Origin of the sequence: Pantoea sp. MBLJ3, assembly GCF_000816655.1 — a bacterium.
Classification (GTDB): Bacteria; Pseudomonadota; Gammaproteobacteria; order Enterobacterales; family Enterobacteriaceae; genus Pantoea; species Pantoea eucalypti.
In genome coordinates this window covers 552976-568915 of the sequence record NZ_JSUT01000005.1, presented here as the reverse complement: position 1 = coordinate 568915, position 15940 = coordinate 552976, and the positions used below count along the sequence as shown (strand labels likewise).

At 49.5% G+C, this 15940-nt stretch carries 17 protein-coding genes and 1 other annotated feature; of the genes, 9 read left to right on the top strand and 8 right to left on the bottom strand.

Annotated elements, in window-relative coordinates:
* Positions 1–20 precede the first annotated feature (20 nt).
* From NP77_RS09025 to NP77_RS08985, 8 genes are all read right to left on the bottom strand, one after another.
* Entirely contained in the window at positions 21–2330 is a 2310-nt protein-coding gene (locus NP77_RS09025; protein WP_039659842.1) for a hypothetical protein, read from the bottom strand.
* 28 nt (positions 2331–2358) lie between these two features.
* Entirely contained in the window at positions 2359–3165 is an 807-nt protein-coding gene (locus NP77_RS09020; protein ID WP_039659840.1) for a glycosyltransferase family 2 protein, read from the bottom strand.
* Between the two features lie 13 nt (positions 3166–3178).
* Positions 3179–3535: a multidrug efflux SMR transporter gene (locus NP77_RS09015; RefSeq protein ID WP_033762048.1), complete on the bottom strand. Its 357-nt coding sequence runs from the start codon at positions 3533–3535 to the stop codon at positions 3179–3181.
* Positions 3532–4365: a sugar phosphate isomerase/epimerase gene (locus NP77_RS09010; RefSeq protein ID WP_039659837.1), complete on the bottom strand. Its 834-nt coding sequence runs from the start codon at positions 4363–4365 to the stop codon at positions 3532–3534. Before NP77_RS09010 ends, NP77_RS09015 begins: the two co-directional genes overlap by 4 nt.
* Entirely contained in the window at positions 4362–5135 is a 774-nt protein-coding gene (locus NP77_RS09005) for an NAD(P)-dependent oxidoreductase (protein WP_004571321.1), read from the bottom strand. The genes NP77_RS09010 and NP77_RS09005 overlap by 4 nt, the downstream gene beginning before the upstream one ends.
* A gap of 15 nt (positions 5136–5150) precedes the next feature.
* Positions 5151–6155: a glycosyl transferase family 2 gene (locus tag NP77_RS09000; RefSeq protein WP_039659835.1), complete on the bottom strand. Its 1005-nt coding sequence runs from the start codon at positions 6153–6155 to the stop codon at positions 5151–5153.
* Between the two features lie 2 nt (positions 6156–6157).
* Positions 6158–7276, bottom strand: coding sequence for an FAD-dependent oxidoreductase (locus NP77_RS08995; RefSeq protein ID WP_039659834.1), 1119 nt, complete (start codon positions 7274–7276; stop codon positions 6158–6160).
* A 367-nt stretch (positions 7277–7643) separates the two neighbouring features.
* Entirely contained in the window at positions 7644–8471 is an 828-nt protein-coding gene (locus tag NP77_RS08985; RefSeq protein ID WP_039659830.1) for an SDR family oxidoreductase, read from the bottom strand.
* 179 nt (positions 8472–8650) lie between these two features.
* Between NP77_RS08985 and hisL the strand changes: the two genes are divergently transcribed.
* From hisL to hisIE, 9 genes are all read left to right on the top strand, one after another.
* Complete coding sequence (gene hisL, locus NP77_RS23410) at positions 8651–8698, top strand: his operon leader peptide (RefSeq protein ID WP_100396937.1); 48 nt, start codon at positions 8651–8653, stop codon at positions 8696–8698.
* Positions 8674–8794, top strand: a sequence feature (His leader region). Its footprint overlaps the gene before it by 25 nt.
* A gap of 45 nt (positions 8795–8839) precedes the next feature.
* Positions 8840–9739: an ATP phosphoribosyltransferase gene (gene hisG / locus NP77_RS08980; protein WP_004571317.1), complete on the top strand. Its 900-nt coding sequence runs from the start codon at positions 8840–8842 to the stop codon at positions 9737–9739.
* 3 nt (positions 9740–9742) lie between these two features.
* The gene (gene hisD, locus NP77_RS08975; protein WP_039659829.1) at positions 9743–11047 is read left to right on the top strand and encodes a histidinol dehydrogenase; all 1305 of its coding nucleotides are present in this window, start codon (positions 9743–9745) and stop codon (positions 11045–11047) included.
* On the top strand, positions 11044–12120 hold the full coding sequence (hisC, locus tag NP77_RS08970; RefSeq protein WP_039659828.1) for a histidinol-phosphate transaminase: 1077 nt from the start codon (positions 11044–11046) through the stop codon (positions 12118–12120). Before hisD ends, hisC begins: the two co-directional genes overlap by 4 nt.
* Positions 12117–13184 (top strand): bifunctional histidinol-phosphatase/imidazoleglycerol-phosphate dehydratase HisB, encoded by a 1068-nt coding sequence (gene hisB / locus NP77_RS08965; RefSeq protein WP_039659826.1) that lies wholly within the window; start codon positions 12117–12119, stop codon positions 13182–13184. The genes hisC and hisB overlap by 4 nt, the downstream gene beginning before the upstream one ends.
* Positions 13184–13774, top strand: a complete 591-nt coding sequence (hisH, locus tag NP77_RS08960; RefSeq protein ID WP_004571312.1) for an imidazole glycerol phosphate synthase subunit HisH — start codon at positions 13184–13186, stop codon at positions 13772–13774. Before hisB ends, hisH begins: the two co-directional genes overlap by 1 nt.
* Complete coding sequence (gene hisA, locus NP77_RS08955) at positions 13774–14511, top strand: 1-(5-phosphoribosyl)-5-[(5-phosphoribosylamino)methylideneamino]imidazole-4-carboxamide isomerase (RefSeq protein WP_039659825.1); 738 nt, start codon at positions 13774–13776, stop codon at positions 14509–14511. Before hisH ends, hisA begins: the two co-directional genes overlap by 1 nt.
* On the top strand, positions 14493–15269 hold the full coding sequence (gene hisF, locus NP77_RS08950; protein WP_039659824.1) for an imidazole glycerol phosphate synthase subunit HisF: 777 nt from the start codon (positions 14493–14495) through the stop codon (positions 15267–15269). The genes hisA and hisF overlap by 19 nt, the downstream gene beginning before the upstream one ends.
* Entirely contained in the window at positions 15263–15874 is a 612-nt protein-coding gene (gene hisIE, locus NP77_RS08945) for a bifunctional phosphoribosyl-AMP cyclohydrolase/phosphoribosyl-ATP diphosphatase HisIE (protein ID WP_039659822.1), read from the top strand. The genes hisF and hisIE overlap by 7 nt, the downstream gene beginning before the upstream one ends.
* Positions 15875–15940: the final 66 nt, after the last annotated feature.

Below are 15940 nucleotides of genomic sequence, written 5' to 3'. Positions count from 1 at the left end.
CTATTGAGGCTTAAATTAACTTATTGAATTGTGATGGGTTGTGCGAAATTGTCACATTCAATTAGCTTCCCTTCTCCCGCAATTGCAAGGCCAGCTTTATATTGACCTTTGAAAGGTGTGATATCAGCAAACACTTTATATCCCGCGTTAACCAGATCCGGTTTGTTAAAGGCATTTGCCACATCCTGCCTTAAAGTTTTATCTGCAGGTACAAAGAACTTCCGTCCTTGCTCATCCTGCAGCGTCAGCCATATCGCTTGCGGAGCAAGGTTTTTCTCTATTGAATATGCAGCCCATCCCTCGCTCGTTAATCTCTTAGAAACGACATTATCAAGCGTAAAATTTGATTGCTTCAGCTTATCAATGGTGGCAACACACACGGCAACAGAATTAGACAGTCCTGCAGGCTTATAAGATGTAAAGCGAGGTGCAATTTTCTCATCGATACTAATACCGCTAAATTGATATTCTACAAAATGCGCTTTAAATTGTGGTTCAAAGTAGTGTTTATCTGTTGTTTCAATCATAACCTCTGACACACGCTGCCCCTGTAGCGGTAAAGAGTCCAGTAATGGTGAAATCCATACTCCACTTGGAGCATTGATGATGTTAAGACGATATCGTTTTATTTCTCCGTTAAAAAGCCTGTAATTTACATAAATGACGGATCCATGGAAGAATAAATTCTGGAGCCTGGCTAAAATAGTCATTCTAAACTGAGGCTTTAACTTTACTATCACATCATCAGTGCGCGGTATCTTAATCCACTCACCGAATTTAATCTTTATGTCACCTGTTTTTTTTATGTTTAGGTCCTGAGCATTAGGAGTCTTTTTCATAAGCATGATAGGCTTATGATTAAGATCAAATATAACACGCACCGATTTATAATTTTTCAAAATCGCCATCGTTGTTAATGGATCTTCATTGAGAATATATTTCCCATCAAAATCATCAAAAACACTGCAATCGTTAGAAACACAAGTAATACTGGCTGTCCATAATACATACTCTGGCTTATCATTTCCTTCGTAAAAATCAGCATTCAACTGATCCAATTTGGGTGTTAATGTCATATAGTTTTGAAATGATGGGCGATGCCAGTAATTTAATTTATTGGCAGTAGTATATTCATTATTATATGGATATACATCGATAGTACTATTGCCCACTTCAGCAATAACATCCTGCGGTAACTTAAATTTATGATGACGTTCTGCCGCGCGTTCCTTTAAGCTTTTAGAAAAATCCTCATGAGTGCTAAAAACATCAATCCGTTTAGCTCCATTATAAATAGGCATATTACCAAGATAAAAAAGAAGCGATAAAATTAACCCAGCCAACAAGTATTTATACTTGTAATTGCTGACAAGAATTAACAAAGAAAAGAGTGCGACAGGCATTATAAAATAAGAGATATAATGATCTGCTCGTGAAAAACCAATTTTCACAAAAATAAGCAACAAACCGTTAACTGTTAAAAACAATGTTCGCTGACATTTAACAAGATAGAAGTTAAACAAAATAAAAATTGCAAAAATAATATAATAGGCTTGTTCTTTTATGTCTAAATCATAATTCATATCAACAGAGTTACCAAAACTCAGTTGTGAATTTATCAGCGCATAATTTACAATACTGTATGAGTCGCGAAATATCAACGATCCAAAAATAATATAGAGCAATACTGTAACACTGAGGAAAAAAGCAACAGGAGATAAATGGCGCCGTCCTAATAAGCGAGTTGAGACTAAGTAACTACCTATTGTAAGCACCCCAACGATTCCGTAAAAAAAACGAAAGTAAAATAAAAAAGCCACAAGCAACGCTGCCGCACACAGGAATATTTTTTTATCCCAAAGTTTATCCAGACTATTTTGGCGAAGATACACTATAATAAATAAAGGCAAAGTGAAGAATACGGCGTAAGCATTATAAACTTTAATAAAAACGATATAAATTACAGCAAAAAAAAACACGCAACGGGCGTTAATAGCTAATCTCAACATCAAAGCCCAGTTTAAAGCACAATAAAGGCTTATAAAAAACAACGAAATAAAATAACTTGCTTGTGAGTATTGTACTACCGGACTCCCCTGAAGCCAATATAACGGTCCATAACTAAATAAGAAATCCTGTTTACCTACAAAAAAATCTGGTAAAAGAGTTGACCATTGTTCCAGCACGCGGTCTAGTGATATTATGAGTGGCTGTTGATTCATTTCAACAACAATGATTGCGAACATCAACATAAAAAACTGGCAGAGCTTGAAGAGCTCTGCCGTGGTTTCATTCTGTTTCAGAACATTTATATGCGACAGTGTAATCATAGCTGAGTTCTGCCTAACCTTTATTTAATTATTTGATATTATACTTGCCGAAGCAAGCAGAAAATAAAATCGACAATACTGCCCAATTCCCACTAATAGCACTAATTTTAGTTGGTACTTCGCCTTTTGGATAACGGCGAACTGTTGCGATTTCGATACAGCGGAACCCTAATTTAGGTGCGCGATAAGAAAGATAGGCCAGTAATTCGTAAGTCTGAAAAATATTGCGAAACGGTGCAACGCGCGGATCAAGCAGCATTTTTCGGCTATATGCACGGAAGCCCTGTGTCGTATCGGTCCACTTGAAGCCGGAAAAAAGTGAGAGCATTGGTGCATGAATAAAACGGATAGCAAAATCACGTGAAGCAGGTGTATTCTCAGCAACGCCACCTTTGACAAAACGGGATGCCTGAACAAAATCATAACCCTGTTTCAGTGCCTCAATGAACTGAGGAATGGCATCCGGATCGTCTTTATCATTCCCATCAATCGTTACGATACCTTCATAACCCTGCTCCAGAGCAAAAGCATATCCACAACGCAGCTGAGAACTTAACTTACCCGGGCCAGTTTTAAGTAGCAGACCGCAAACCGAAAGTTGTTTCAGCGCTGAAAGTTCAAGTGAACCATCCCGACTTCCACCGTCAACAATGATAATGTCTGCATAGGTATGGACATTTACTGCAGCCATTCGGCTTAACAGATTGCGGATGCGTTCCCCTTCGTTGATGACGGGAATGATCACGCAATAATTATGCTGTTTACCCTGCCATAACTGACGCTCATAAGATGGAACTTCCCAGTCAGTATTTTTTATATTTAAAGATTCACTCATATTCTTTTCCATCTTATTTAACTTTTAGGGTAATAAGTACAACGCCGGCTATTACCATCAAAATGCCGGCAATAGTGGACCAGTAAACAGGTTCTTTGAATAGCACAACTGACATTAAGGCAACACAGGCAATAGCGCCTGAGGTTAAAACAGGATGTGCCACGTTTAAGGGTAAAAATGCCAGTGTTGCGGCATAAAGCAGGAAAGCCATGCCATAGAGAAATATTCCCAATAACAGCGGGAAATTACTCAGCACTGCTAAAGGTTCGGACAAACTGGGAAGCCTGCGTGGAGGCGTCATCGCTAACTTAATAAGCACGCTGGCAGAAGCATTGCAGGCTATACCTAAAATCAGGATTAACCATTTCATGAAACATCTCCCGGCGTCTTCCGATAATGCTCAGTCACAAATTTAAGAGACTCGTCAATAACCATTAAAGCGTTCTCATTTTTAGAGACCAGCATTTCAATAGTGGCAATACGCTGCGGAAGCATACGATTCAACACTGCGGCTACATCAGCATGATTCACAGCACTTCGCCCCAGCGCTATAAGGTTCGGTTCACTAAGATGTACATGGCCGATAATATCCTCATTACCACTGATTACCTGAGCCACATCTTCGCCGTTAATCGCAATAGCCCCGGTATCCAGTTGCATTTTAATGGCTGAATGATTAACAAGCCGTACCATCTTAGCCGTCTCTGCACTGCTGGTCATGAAGTTAGCGCCATAACACTCTGGATTAGGCTCCAGACAAATAACAACGCCTTCCTGACGTGCAATGTCCCCCAAAAGCGTGAAGAAGCGGAGTGCGATCGCGCATGAAGCTTCATCGCTGATAGCCGGTCGATAACGATTTTTGGGTGAACCAAACACTAAACGTGTAATGCCTAATCCTGCTGCAACATGGCTCACTGCCTGTAAATGTTCCAGCATTTTCTGTTGTACAGACGGCTCATCAAACAGATTCAAGCCCTGTGTGCCAAACAGGAGTGACTGCATCCCGACCAGAGAAATCTCCTGCGATTCCCAATAATTTCGAACGGCAAGAATCTCTTTATCACTCGCTGATTTTGGGTCTGGAAAATATTTTCCAGGCGCAATATCGATAGCATGGATATGATGACGATGAAGAAGTGCACGCACTGCGTCATCATCTTTACTATCCCATGCGATATTCGAAATGGAAATATTCATTCAGGTTTCTTTCCTGGCTCGGATTGAGCATAAGCACGAATCGACATCAGTGATTCACGGTAGCTGTATTGATAATCTTTGCCGTCCGTATAAAGATGAGAATAGCAGCTTTTCATATCATAATGTCCGGGCTGCTGCTGCACGTGATTTTCAAAATCAAATCCGAAGCCATATTTGGCCACATCTGCAACGCTGACAGGGGCTGCGGTAAGATGTAACAGCCTGATGTCGTTTTTCAAAGCAATCTCAATGTCATACCAAAGGTTGATCATGGGATAGAACTGAAATACGCCACGGCTTTCAATTTGATTGAGATTATTATTGTTAAGGAAATCGTAAATGATATTTTTCTTTAATCCCGGCCCTACCAGACCAGGTAAGCGAACGATCAATGCATCCGGAAAATGCTGACTCACGAATTGCTCAAGGTAGTAACGATGCAGACCATACGCATGTAATCCGTCTGTTTCGACAGGCGTGTTTTCGTCAACGTTTACAGGCGTTTTAAAAACGTCCACTGTGCTTATCAATATGAATTTTTCACAATTGATGGTTTTCAGTTTTTCGATCAGACTTTCAATGTGTTTAAGATCGTTCTCAGGCTCTTTATTTGCCAGCCATTTCTGAGCAGGCGCAGCAGCGCAGACGACCGTTCCAAATAACTGGCCAATAATTTCATCAATATTTGTTGAACGGTAAAGCGAGTCAAACTCACGCTGTTTAAGCAGTGTCTGACCGACAAAACCTGAAAAACCAATAAGTGCATCCATCTTCATCTCCAGAATTTATTTATCGCGCCCGGTCTGGACGTTGTTAGGTTCCTGCATAAGTGACGTCTCCAGAACATTGACCCTGTCTGCATTAACCATGACATCACTATTGCGTTCATAAACAACTGCATAACCAGCCTGAGCGCTGTTTTCATCCAGCATTCTTCCCAGATATTCGCCAAAAAAGGCCATCATCACGAACTGGATAATAAACATAACGGACATGAAAAGAATGGTTGTTGTCCAGCCTTCAACAACGTGACCATCTATCAGGTGAATGAGCACGCTGTAACAGGCAAAGATTAATCCTGCTACGCTGCCAAAGAATCCAAGCATAGACATCCAGCGCAAAGGACGTGCAGAATTGAAAACCATCAGACGAAGTAAACGTCGCATGGATTCAACGATTTTTGCACCCTCATTTTCTTTTACTGGCATGTAATTGAAAGCTGATGCAGCGTATCCCGTTTTTTGGATGCGCAGATAGAACTGGTGATGAAATTTACCAATTCTTGTAACGGCGTTAACTGCCCTGCGGCTTAAACAACGCAAACTGGTTGAGTTAGCCGGAATATCGTAATCAATCGTACGTAATGCGACATTCATCATTTTTCGAATAAGTCTATAACGTAGCGAACGGACTTTATTTGTTACTCCGATAACGATATCGCTTCCCGCACGGCATTGCTCGACGACCTGAGGAACAATTTCAACCGGATCAGCAGCGGGGTTCCACAGAACAACAAAGTCTCCAATCGCGTTTTCCAGACCAGCGGCAAGCGCAACATCATGATAAACCGGCGTGGAAAGCAGAATAATCCGGACGCAGTTTATGTCTTTTAAAATACGGTCTTCAATTTGCGCGTGTGTAGAATTTACGCCCGGAACGACGACGACAATTTCATAATCGCTGTAACTTTCGTCCAGCGTCAGGCTTAACTTTCTAAGCGGTTCATAAACCTCTTCAAGATGCCCATGAATAACGGTAACGACAGAAACAAAGGATTCACTTTTTATCATTTTTAGTTCAACTCTATTAGTCGCTCAATTTCTTGCAAAACATCATAAACGTTGTCTATTTTCCCACCCATAATGCAATGCAACCCCTTCAGACCGTGATTTTTACGGAAAAGGATGGGCCTGGAATCATCACTATCACTTCGAGGCAGAATAGTTTTGACTTCCCATATAGAACGCTCATATTTGCATTCACTTAAGGCAGGAACATAACGCTGTGCATCACGAATCATATGCCCCCATGCAGATTGACGTGAATATTCGTCATATTTTGCATGTGAGTCTTCATACGGGTTGCCTGCATCATCCCGCCATTGATAGTGAGGTGTGTAGCGAACATGGCTGAAAGAATGCAATTGTGCTGAAGGAAAAGGCATTACGGAAAAGAAAGGGCCACACATTACCGTCAATCCCATTTTCCTGAATTCGTCAGGAACGTCGACCAGACACATTTCAGTCATTTCATGACGCAATGGAATGAGTTCAAGCCCGGAACTATTCAGTAAATAGTTGATTCTTGAGTAAGTACAGTTGAAGAGATGGTCAGCATAGACGATGTCCTGCTCGCCGGAGATTGTGACAGCAAGTTTTAGACCATCATTATAAGTCCAGACTTTTTCAACGACTGCATCTGTAATAACGCGCACCCCGGCCTGTGAAAGGCGTTCTATCATTACATCGCGTAATTTAAAGGAGTCGAAAGCATACTCTGTGGTAGTGAATATAGTATCAATCAGAGCCGGATTGACCATTTTTGTGACAGAAGATGGTGCTTCTTCACAGTCTGCGCCAATACGCTGACAAAAACGCCTGAACTGCTCAGCCGTCACTTTGCTCAATGAGCCTGCAATCAGATAATATTTTTCGAATTCATCATCAATACAATCACGAAATTCATTAACGAAGCGTGGGAATGATAAGCGAGAACGCAGGGCAGTAAGAATACTGCGCGGGTAATGATAACCATTGTGCACTCGTGCCTGGTTAACATATGAAGCGCGGGACATCAGGTGCTGGCTTTTTTCATATACAGTCACGCAGCAACCGCGAAGCGCAAGTTGCTCTGCCAGATACAAGCCAAAAAACCCGCCCCCAGCGATAGCTATATTCTTTTGTGCCAACATCCGCTATCTCCAAATTTTACCCAATATCAAGGCCGCCAGCTCCGGCCCAAAGCGATGAACTGTTATTTTTCTGACATAAACTGAACGCCGGCGATGATACTGAAAATGAAATCCCAGGGAAAGGTTAAGCTTACTAATTTTTTGCCGTTATCGTTAACGTAAAAGTGATGCCAGTCTCTTCTCATCTCATCGGCTTCTATGACTGGACCCGACATTAGAAACGTTAGTGGGCAGGTTACGGAATTTATGGTTAACATTTCTTATAATCTTTAATAACGATCAAAGTCACATCCTTTGCCCCGGCGTCTGATAAATGAAAATTCATTTATTTTGAGTAACGCACAGGGCTTTCCAGTTCAGAAACTTTTCACTCCAGCGGCATCTTCACCGGATCGTCATAGCGATACTCAAAACCGAGTTCGCTACAGATGCGCGATCCATCAATCAGCTTGCCGCTGTCTTTTACGGCCTCTGGCGCGAACTGCGGCGGCTGCAGCCCAAGCTGGCGCGTAACCGCTGGATAGAATGTGTCACGCGACGGATGTTTTGATGCACTCAGATTATACACCCGGCCGCCTTTCGGCGACTGCAGCAGCAGCGCAATCGCCTCGACCACATCATCCAGATGCACCAGATTCACGCCCTGCGAGCCATTTGCCACATCCTGCTTACCCGCCAGGAAGCGACCTGGATGGCGTTTTGGCCCGACCAGACCGGACAGACGCAGAATATCCACGCTGGTCCCAGGCAGATCGTGCAGCCAGCTTTCCAGTTTCACCAGCGTCTTTCCGGCTACCGTTTCTGCAGCCAGCGGACTGTTTTCCCGCTTAACACCTGAACTGCCGCCATAAACTGACGTTGAGCTGGTAAAGATGATGCGCGGCACTTTGTAGACCAGCGCGGTATCGACCACATTCTGCACCGCCTGCAGATAGGCCTCGCCACCTTCTGCGGTGCGGCTGGCGGGCAGCGTAACGATCAGCGCATCAACGTTGAACAGCGGCTCAATATCGGCGGCATCACAGAGCAGTTCCGGCGTCAGTTCCAGCTGGAACGCCTCAATCCCGCAGCGACGTGCGGCTTCAACACCGTCTGGCGTGGTTTTGCTGCCGGTAACCTGCCAGCCTCGCGCGGTTAACGCCGTGGCCAGCGGCATGCCCAACCAGCCCAGTCCCACAATCGCGACCTTCTTCATTTTGACTCCTGACGTAAAACATCAACCCCGACTTCACCGTAGTTTGCCCCCGGATTGCAAACCAGAACAACCTGTTTCAGTGCTTTCCGAATCACCTGTTTAAAAAAGTGTTGCCAAGCGCAGCCATCTTCGTTAGGTTAAACCCCACAAATGAATACTCATTCATCGACGAGATTATTATGACACGCGTTCAGTTCAACCATCATCATCACCATCATCCTGACTAGTCTTTCAGGCGATTGGTGCTGGAAGACTTTCAAGATCTTCCAGTGGTGTGAACGCAAGAGAACCCCCGGAAGATCGTCTTCCGGGGGTTTTTTTATGGGCTGACGTAACCACACATTCAGGACAGGAAAAGGACAGGAACCATGTTAGATAACACCCGTTTACGCATAGCTATGCAGAAATCTGGCCGTTTAAGTGATGATTCACGCGAACTGCTGGCGCGCTGCGGCGTTAAAATCAACCTTCAGCAACAGCGCCTGATTGCGTTTGCGGAGAACATGCCAATCGACATCCTGCGTGTGCGCGATGACGATATCCCTGGCCTGGTGATGGATGGCGTGGTCGATTTAGGCATCATCGGTGAGAACGTCCTGGAAGAAGAACTGCTCTCACGTCGTGCTCAGGGTGAAGATCCGCGCTATTTCACGCTGCGCCGCCTGGATTTCGGCGGCTGCCGCCTGTCACTGGCGATGGCGACTGACGCCGAGTACACCGGTCCGGAATGCCTTGATAAGTCCCGTATCGCCACCTCTTATCCTCACCTGCTCAAACAATACCTCGACAAAAAAGGCGTCAGCTTCAAAACCTGTTTACTGAACGGTTCCGTGGAAGTGGCGACCCGTGCGGGTCTGGCGGATGCCATCTGCGATCTGGTCTCCACCGGTGCAACCCTGGAAGCCAACGGCCTGCGCGAAGTTGAAGTCATCTATCGTTCCAAAGCCGTATTAATTCAGCGTGACGGCGAGATGCCTGCCGCCAAGCAGGAGTTGATCGACAAAATGATGACCCGTATTCAGGGCGTGATTAAAGCGCGTGAATCGAAGTACATCATGCTGCACGCGCCGAGTGAGCGTCTGGAAGAAGTCATTAGCCTGCTGCCTGGCGCAGAGCGCCCGACCGTTCTGCCACTGGCAGGTGATGTCAGCCGCGTAGCGATGCACATGGTCAGCAGCGAAACCCTGTTCTGGGAAACGATGGAAAAACTGAAAGCACTGGGTGCCAGTTCCATTCTGGTGCTGCCTATTGAGAAGATGATGGAGTAAGCCATGGCCTTTTCTACCCCGATTGAGTGGCAGCAGTGCACCCCCGAACAGCAGCAGGCGCTGCTGTTACGTCCCGCTATCGCCGCCTCTGAAAACGTCACGCTGACGGTGCGCAACGTGCTGGAACAGGTAAAGCTGAACGGCGATGACGCTCTGCGCGAGTTCAGTGCCCGCTTCGACAAAGCGCAGGTGGAAAACCTGCGCGTGACGCCGCAGCAGATAGCAGAAGCCAGCGCCCGTTTAAGTGACGAACTGAAGCAGGCGATGGCCGTCGCGGTGGGGAATATCGAAACCTTCCACAACGCGCAGATTCTGCCGCCGGTGGATGTTGAAACACAGCCTGGCGTGCGCTGCCAGCAGATCACTCGCCCGGTGAAATCGGTCGGACTCTATATTCCTGGTGGTTCCGCCCCGCTCTTCTCTACCGTGCTGATGCTGGCGACACCTGCCCGTATCGCTGGTTGTGGCCGCGTAGTGCTCTGTTCGCCGCCGCCGATTGCCGATGAGATTCTTTATGCCGCGCAGTTGTGTGGCGTAGAAGAGGTGTTCCAGGTGGGTGGCGCGCAGGCTATCGCCGCGCTGGCCTTCGGTACGGAAACCGTGCCGCGCGTCGACAAGATTTTTGGTCCGGGCAATGCCTGGGTCACAGAAGCAAAACGTCAGGTGAGTCAGCGTCTTGATGGCGCCGCGATTGATATGCCAGCCGGGCCTTCAGAAGTGCTGGTGATTGCTGATGAAGGTGCCACCCCCGCGTTTGTTGCGTCTGATCTGCTCTCACAGGCCGAACATGGTCCTGACTCGCAGGTGATTCTGCTGACGCCGTCACTTAAGCTGGCCGAAGCGGTCGCGGTCGCCGTTGAGCAGCAGCTGGCGCAGTTGCCGCGTGCGGCCACGGCGCGTCAGGCGCTGGAAAGCAGCCGCCTGATCGTGGCGCGCGACCTTGAGCAATGCGTTGAGATTTCCAATCTTTACGGCCCGGAGCACCTGATTCTGCAGACCCGCCAGCCACGCGAACTGGTGGAGTCCATCACCAGCGCCGGTTCGGTATTTTTAGGCGACTGGTCACCGGAGTCCGCAGGCGATTACGCCTCAGGCACCAATCACGTGTTACCGACCTACGGTTATACTTCGACCTGTTCCAGCCTGGGCCTGGCTGATTTTCAGAAACGCATGACGGTGCAGGAGCTGACGCCACAGGGCTTCCTTAATCTGGCCGCGACCATTGAAACCCTGGCCGCCGCCGAGCAGCTGGATGCCCACAAAAATGCCGTCACCCTGCGCGTTGCCGCACTAAAGGAGCAAGCATGAGTCAGGATATTGAGCAGCTGGCGCGCGCCAATGTACGCGCTCTCACGCCTTATATGTCGGCGCGTCGTCTGGGTGGCAATGGCGATGTCTGGCTTAACGCCAACGAGTTTCCGTTGCCGGTGCCGTTTGAACTGTCACAGCAGACGCTGAACCGCTATCCGGAGTGTCAGCCGAAAATCGTGATTGAGCGCTATGCGGCCTACGCAGGTTTAACGCCGGAGCAGGTGCTGGTGAGCCGTGGGGCGGATGAAGCGATTGAACTGATCATGCGCGCTTTTTGTGAGCCGGGGCAGGATGCGATTCTGTTCTGTCCACCGACTTATGGCATGTACAGCGTCAGCGCCGAAACCATCGGCATTGAATACCGTACCGTCCCGGCGCTCAGCGACTGGCAGCTGAATCTGCCTGCTATCGCGGAACAGCTGGACGGCGTGAAAGTCGTTTATCTTTGCAGCCCGAACAACCCGACCGGCAACCTGATTAATCAGGAGGATATCCGTCAATTGCTCACGATGACTGCCGGTAAAGCGCTGGTGGTGGCCGATGAAGCCTATATTGAATTTTGTCCTCAGGCGACGCTGACTGGCTGGCTGAAGGATTATCCGCACCTGGTGATCCTGCGTACCCTCTCGAAAGCCTTTGCGCTGGCTGGCCTGCGTTGCGGCTTTGCGCTGGCCAATAAGCCCGTTATCGACCTGCTGATGAAAGTGATTGCGCCCTACCCGCTGGCGACCCCTGTGGCCGATGTGGCCGGTCAGGCATTAAGTGAACAGGGTATTGCGCTGATGCGTGAACATGTTGCGGAGCTGAATGCAAACCGCAGCTGGCTTCTGGCCGAACTGCCTCAGCTGGCCTGCGTTGAGCAGGTTTTCCCCAGCGAGACTAACTATGTTCTGGCGCGCTTTACCGATTCACCAAAAGTCTTCAAAACCTTATGGGATCAGGGCATTATCCTGCGTGATCAGAACAAAAATCCGGGCCTGTCGGGATGTCTGCGCATCTCCATCGGCACGCGTGAAGAGTGCGCACGAGTGATCGCCGCGCTGCAAGCCTTTTCTGTGGAGCAAGCATGAGCCAGAAGACCCTTTTTATTGACCGCGACGGTACGTTGATCTCTGAGCCGCCTGAAGATTATCAGGTGGACCGACTGGATAAGCTGACGTTTGAGCCAGACGTTATCCCGGCGCTGCTGGCGCTGCAGGCCGCCGGTTATCGCCTGGTGATGATCACCAATCAGGATGGTCTGGGCACCGCCCGTTTTCCGCAAGCCGATTTCGATGGTCCGCACAATCTGATGATGCAGGTTCTGACCTCGCAGGGCATTGCGTTTGACGATGTACTGATCTGTCCGCACATGCCGGACGACCACTGCGACTGCCGCAAGCCTAAAACCAAAATGGTTGAAGCCTGGCTGGCAGAGGGCGCACTGGATACCGCCAACAGTTACGTGATTGGCGATCGCCTGACCGATGTTCAACTGGCGGAGAACATGGGTATTCAGCCTATCCGTTACGGCGCTGACGGCGAGAACTGGCAGACCATCCAGCAGCGTCTGACCCAGCGAGATCGCCATGCGCTGGTGCAGCGCAACACCAAAGAGACGCAGGTGCGGGTTGAACTGTGGCTGGACCGCGAAGGCGGCAGCAAAATTAATACTGGCGTGGGTTTCTTTGACCACATGCTGGATCAGATTGCGGTGCACGGCGGATTCCGCATGCATATTGAAGTGAAAGGCGATCTCTACATCGACGATCACCACACAGTGGAAGATACCGGTCTGGCACTCGGCGAAGCGCTGCTGAAAGCGCTGGGCGATAAACGCGGCATTGGCCGGTTTGGCTTTGTGCTGCCGATGGATGAATGTCTGGCGCGCTGTGCGCTGGATATCTCCGGCCGACCGCACATCGAGTTCAAAGCAGAGTTCAACTATCAGCGCGTGGGCGATCTCAGCACCGAGATGGTCGAGCATTTCTTCAGCTCGCTCTCCTACGCCATGATGAGCACGCTGCATCTGAAAACCAAAGGCAAGAACGACCATCACCGGGTCGAGAGCCTGTTTAAAGCCTTTGGTCGTACGTTGCGCCAGGCGATCCGCGTTGAGGGCAATACGCTGCCAAGCTCGAAGGGAGTGCTGTGATGAACGTGGTGATCATGGATACCGGTTGCGCCAACCTCTCGTCGGTAAAGTGGGCGATTGAACGTCTGGGTTACACCCCGGACGTCAGCCGCGATCCCGATGTGGTGCTGCGCGCCGACAAACTCTTTCTGCCCGGCGTCGGCACCGCACAGGCTGCAATGAATCAGCTGCAGGAGCGTGACCTGATCGATCTGGTGAAAGCCTGTACCCAGCCGGTGCTGGGGATCTGTCTGGGTATGCAGCTGCTGGGACGCGGCAGCGATGAAAATGGCGGCGTGCCGACCCTGGGTATTATTGATGAGCCAGTGTCCCTGATGGACACCCACGGCCTGCCGTTACCGCACATGGGCTGGAACCAGATTACCGCGCAGGCGGGCAATCATCTGTTCCGTGGCATCGACGAAGGATGCTACTTCTACTTCGTCCACAGCTACGCCATGCCCGTTAACGCCAGCACCATCGCCCAGTGTCACTACGGTGAAGCCTTCACTGCCGCGGTGCAGAAAGATAACTTCTTCGGCGTCCAGTTCCATCCGGAACGCTCGGGCAAAGCGGGCGCGCAGCTGCTGAAAAACTTCCTGGAGATGTAATGATTATCCCCGCGTTAGATTTAATTGACGGAAAAGTGGTTCGTCTGCATCAGGGCGATTATGGTCAGCAGCGCGATTACGGCAGCGATCCGCTGCCCCGTCTGCAGGATTACGTAAGCCAGGGCGCGACCGTGCTGCATCTGGTGGACTTAACCGGCGCGAAAGATCCGGCGAAACGCCAGATTGCGCTACTGAAAACCCTGCTCAACGGCGTTGATGTCACGGTGCAGGTCGGTGGCGGCATTCGCAGCCGGGACGATGTTCACGCGCTGCTGGAAGCCGGAGCCAGTCGTGTGGTGGTCGGTTCCACCGCGGTGAAACAGCCTGAAGAGGTAAAGCGCTGGTTTGCGGAGTTTGGCGCAGAGGCGATTGTGCTCGCGTTAGACGTGCGCATTGATGCCAGTAACCGCAAAGAAGTCGCAATCAGTGGCTGGCAGGAAGCGGCAGGCGTGACGCTGGAGGAGGTCATTACCGATTTTCAGCAGGTGGGTCTGAAGCACGTGCTGTGCACCGACATTTCGCGCGACGGCACCCTCAGCGGCTCCAATGTTTCGCTCTATCAGGAAGTCACGGCGCGCTTCCCGACGATTGCTTTCCAGTCTTCGGGTGGCATTGGCGACCTCAATGATATCGCCGCCCTGCGCGGTAGCGGTGTTCAGGGCGTAATTGTCGGACGTGCGCTGCTGGAAGATAAATTCACTGTTTCGGAGGCGATTGCATGCTGGCAAAACGGATAATTCCCTGCCTGGACGTACGTGACGGCCAGGTGGTCAAAGGCGTACAGTTTCGCAATCACGAGATCATCGGCAACATCGTGCCGCTGGCGCAGCGCTACGCCGCTGAAGGTGCCGATGAACTGGTGTTCTATGACATCACCGCCTCATCTGATGGCCGCGTCGTCGACAAAAGCTGGGTGTCGCGCGTGGCTGAGGTGATTGATATTCCGTTCTGCGTAGCAGGCGGGATTAAAACCCCGGAAGACGCGGCGCGCATTCTGGAGTTTGGTGCGGATAAGATTTCGATTAACTCACCAGCGCTGGCCGATCCTTCGCTGATCACCCGCCTCGCTGACCGTTTCGGTGTTCAGTGTATTGTGGTCGGCATTGATACCTGGTTTGATGAAGCCAGCGGTAAGTATCAGGTGAATCAGTACACCGGTGACGAAGCGCGTACCCGCGTGACACAGTGGGAAACGCTGGAGTGGGTGCAGGAAGTCCAGAAACTGGGTGCAGGCGAAATCGTGCTGAACATGATGAACCAGGATGGCGTGCGTAACGGCTATGACCTGGTGCAGCTTAAGAAAATGCGTGAAGTCTGCAACGTGCCCCTGATTGCCTCTGGCGGTGCAGGCACGATGCAGCACTTCCTCGACGCGTTTACTGAGGCGAATGTGGATGGAGCTTTAGCGGCCTCGGTATTCCATAAGCAGATTATTAATATTGGTGAGCTGAAAAGCTTCCTGATCGACAACGGAGTGGAGATTCGCGCGTGCTAACCGAACAACAACTGTCCCAGCTCGACTGGGACAAAACACAGGGCATGATGCCGGTCATCGTTCAGCATAACGTCTCAGGCGAAGTGCTGATGCACGGCTATATGAACCCAGAGGCGCTGGAAAAAACGCTGGCAGAAGGCAATGTCACCTTTTTCTCCCGCACCAAAAACCGGTTGTGGACCAAAGGCGAGACCTCCGGCAATTTTCTGCAGGTCGTAAGCATTACGCCCGACTGCGACAACGACACGCTGCTGGTGCTGGCAAACCCGATTGGCCCGACCTGCCATCTGGGCACCACCAGCTGCTTCTCGCCGGCTGTGCCTGAGTGGACTTTCCTCTATCAGCTGGAAGAACTGCTGGCGTCTCGCAAAACGGCCGATCCTGAAAGCTCCTACACTGCCCGGCTTTACGCCAGCGGCACCAAGCGCATTGCGCAGAAAGTGGGCGAAGAAGGGGTTGAGACCGCGCTGGCGGCCACCGTCAACGATCGGGATGAACTCACTAATGAAGCGTCTGACCTGGTCTATCACCTGATGGTGTTGTTACAGGATCAGGATCTGGACTTCAGTGCTGTGATCAACAACCTGCGCGCCCGCCATAAATAATTGTGCAATATGCTGCTCAGAATTTCACTTTTATGGGGATTCTGAGCAGAATCCTTCTCAATCCTC

Excerpts from the sequence above, each read along its gene's own strand:
- NP77_RS09025 (WP_039659842.1), bottom strand. The coding sequence starts at position 2,330 with ATGATTACACTGTCGCATATAAATGTTCTGAAACAGAATGAAACCACG.
- NP77_RS09020 (WP_039659840.1), bottom strand. The coding sequence starts at position 3,165 with ATGAGTGAATCTTTAAATATAAAAAATACTGACTGGGAAGTTCCATCT.
- NP77_RS09015 (WP_033762048.1), bottom strand. The coding sequence starts at position 3,535 with ATGAAATGGTTAATCCTGATTTTAGGTATAGCCTGCAATGCTTCTGCC.
- NP77_RS09010 (WP_039659837.1), bottom strand. The coding sequence starts at position 4,365 with ATGAATATTTCCATTTCGAATATCGCATGGGATAGTAAAGATGATGAC.
- NP77_RS09005 (WP_004571321.1), bottom strand. The coding sequence starts at position 5,135 with ATGGATGCACTTATTGGTTTTTCAGGTTTTGTCGGTCAGACACTGCTT.
- NP77_RS09000 (WP_039659835.1), bottom strand. The coding sequence starts at position 6,155 with ATGATAAAAAGTGAATCCTTTGTTTCTGTCGTTACCGTTATTCATGGG.
- NP77_RS08995 (WP_039659834.1), bottom strand. The coding sequence starts at position 7,276 with ATGTTGGCACAAAAGAATATAGCTATCGCTGGGGGCGGGTTTTTTGGC.
- NP77_RS08985 (WP_039659830.1), bottom strand. The coding sequence starts at position 8,471 with ATGAAGAAGGTCGCGATTGTGGGACTGGGCTGGTTGGGCATGCCGCTG.
- hisG (WP_004571317.1), top strand. The coding sequence starts at position 8,840 with ATGTTAGATAACACCCGTTTACGCATAGCTATGCAGAAATCTGGCCGT.
- hisD (WP_039659829.1), top strand. The coding sequence starts at position 9,743 with ATGGCCTTTTCTACCCCGATTGAGTGGCAGCAGTGCACCCCCGAACAG.
- hisC (WP_039659828.1), top strand. The coding sequence starts at position 11,044 with ATGAGTCAGGATATTGAGCAGCTGGCGCGCGCCAATGTACGCGCTCTC.
- hisB (WP_039659826.1), top strand. The coding sequence starts at position 12,117 with ATGAGCCAGAAGACCCTTTTTATTGACCGCGACGGTACGTTGATCTCT.
- hisH (WP_004571312.1), top strand. The coding sequence starts at position 13,184 with ATGAACGTGGTGATCATGGATACCGGTTGCGCCAACCTCTCGTCGGTA.
- hisA (WP_039659825.1), top strand. The coding sequence starts at position 13,774 with ATGATTATCCCCGCGTTAGATTTAATTGACGGAAAAGTGGTTCGTCTG.
- hisF (WP_039659824.1), top strand. The coding sequence starts at position 14,493 with ATGCTGGCAAAACGGATAATTCCCTGCCTGGACGTACGTGACGGCCAG.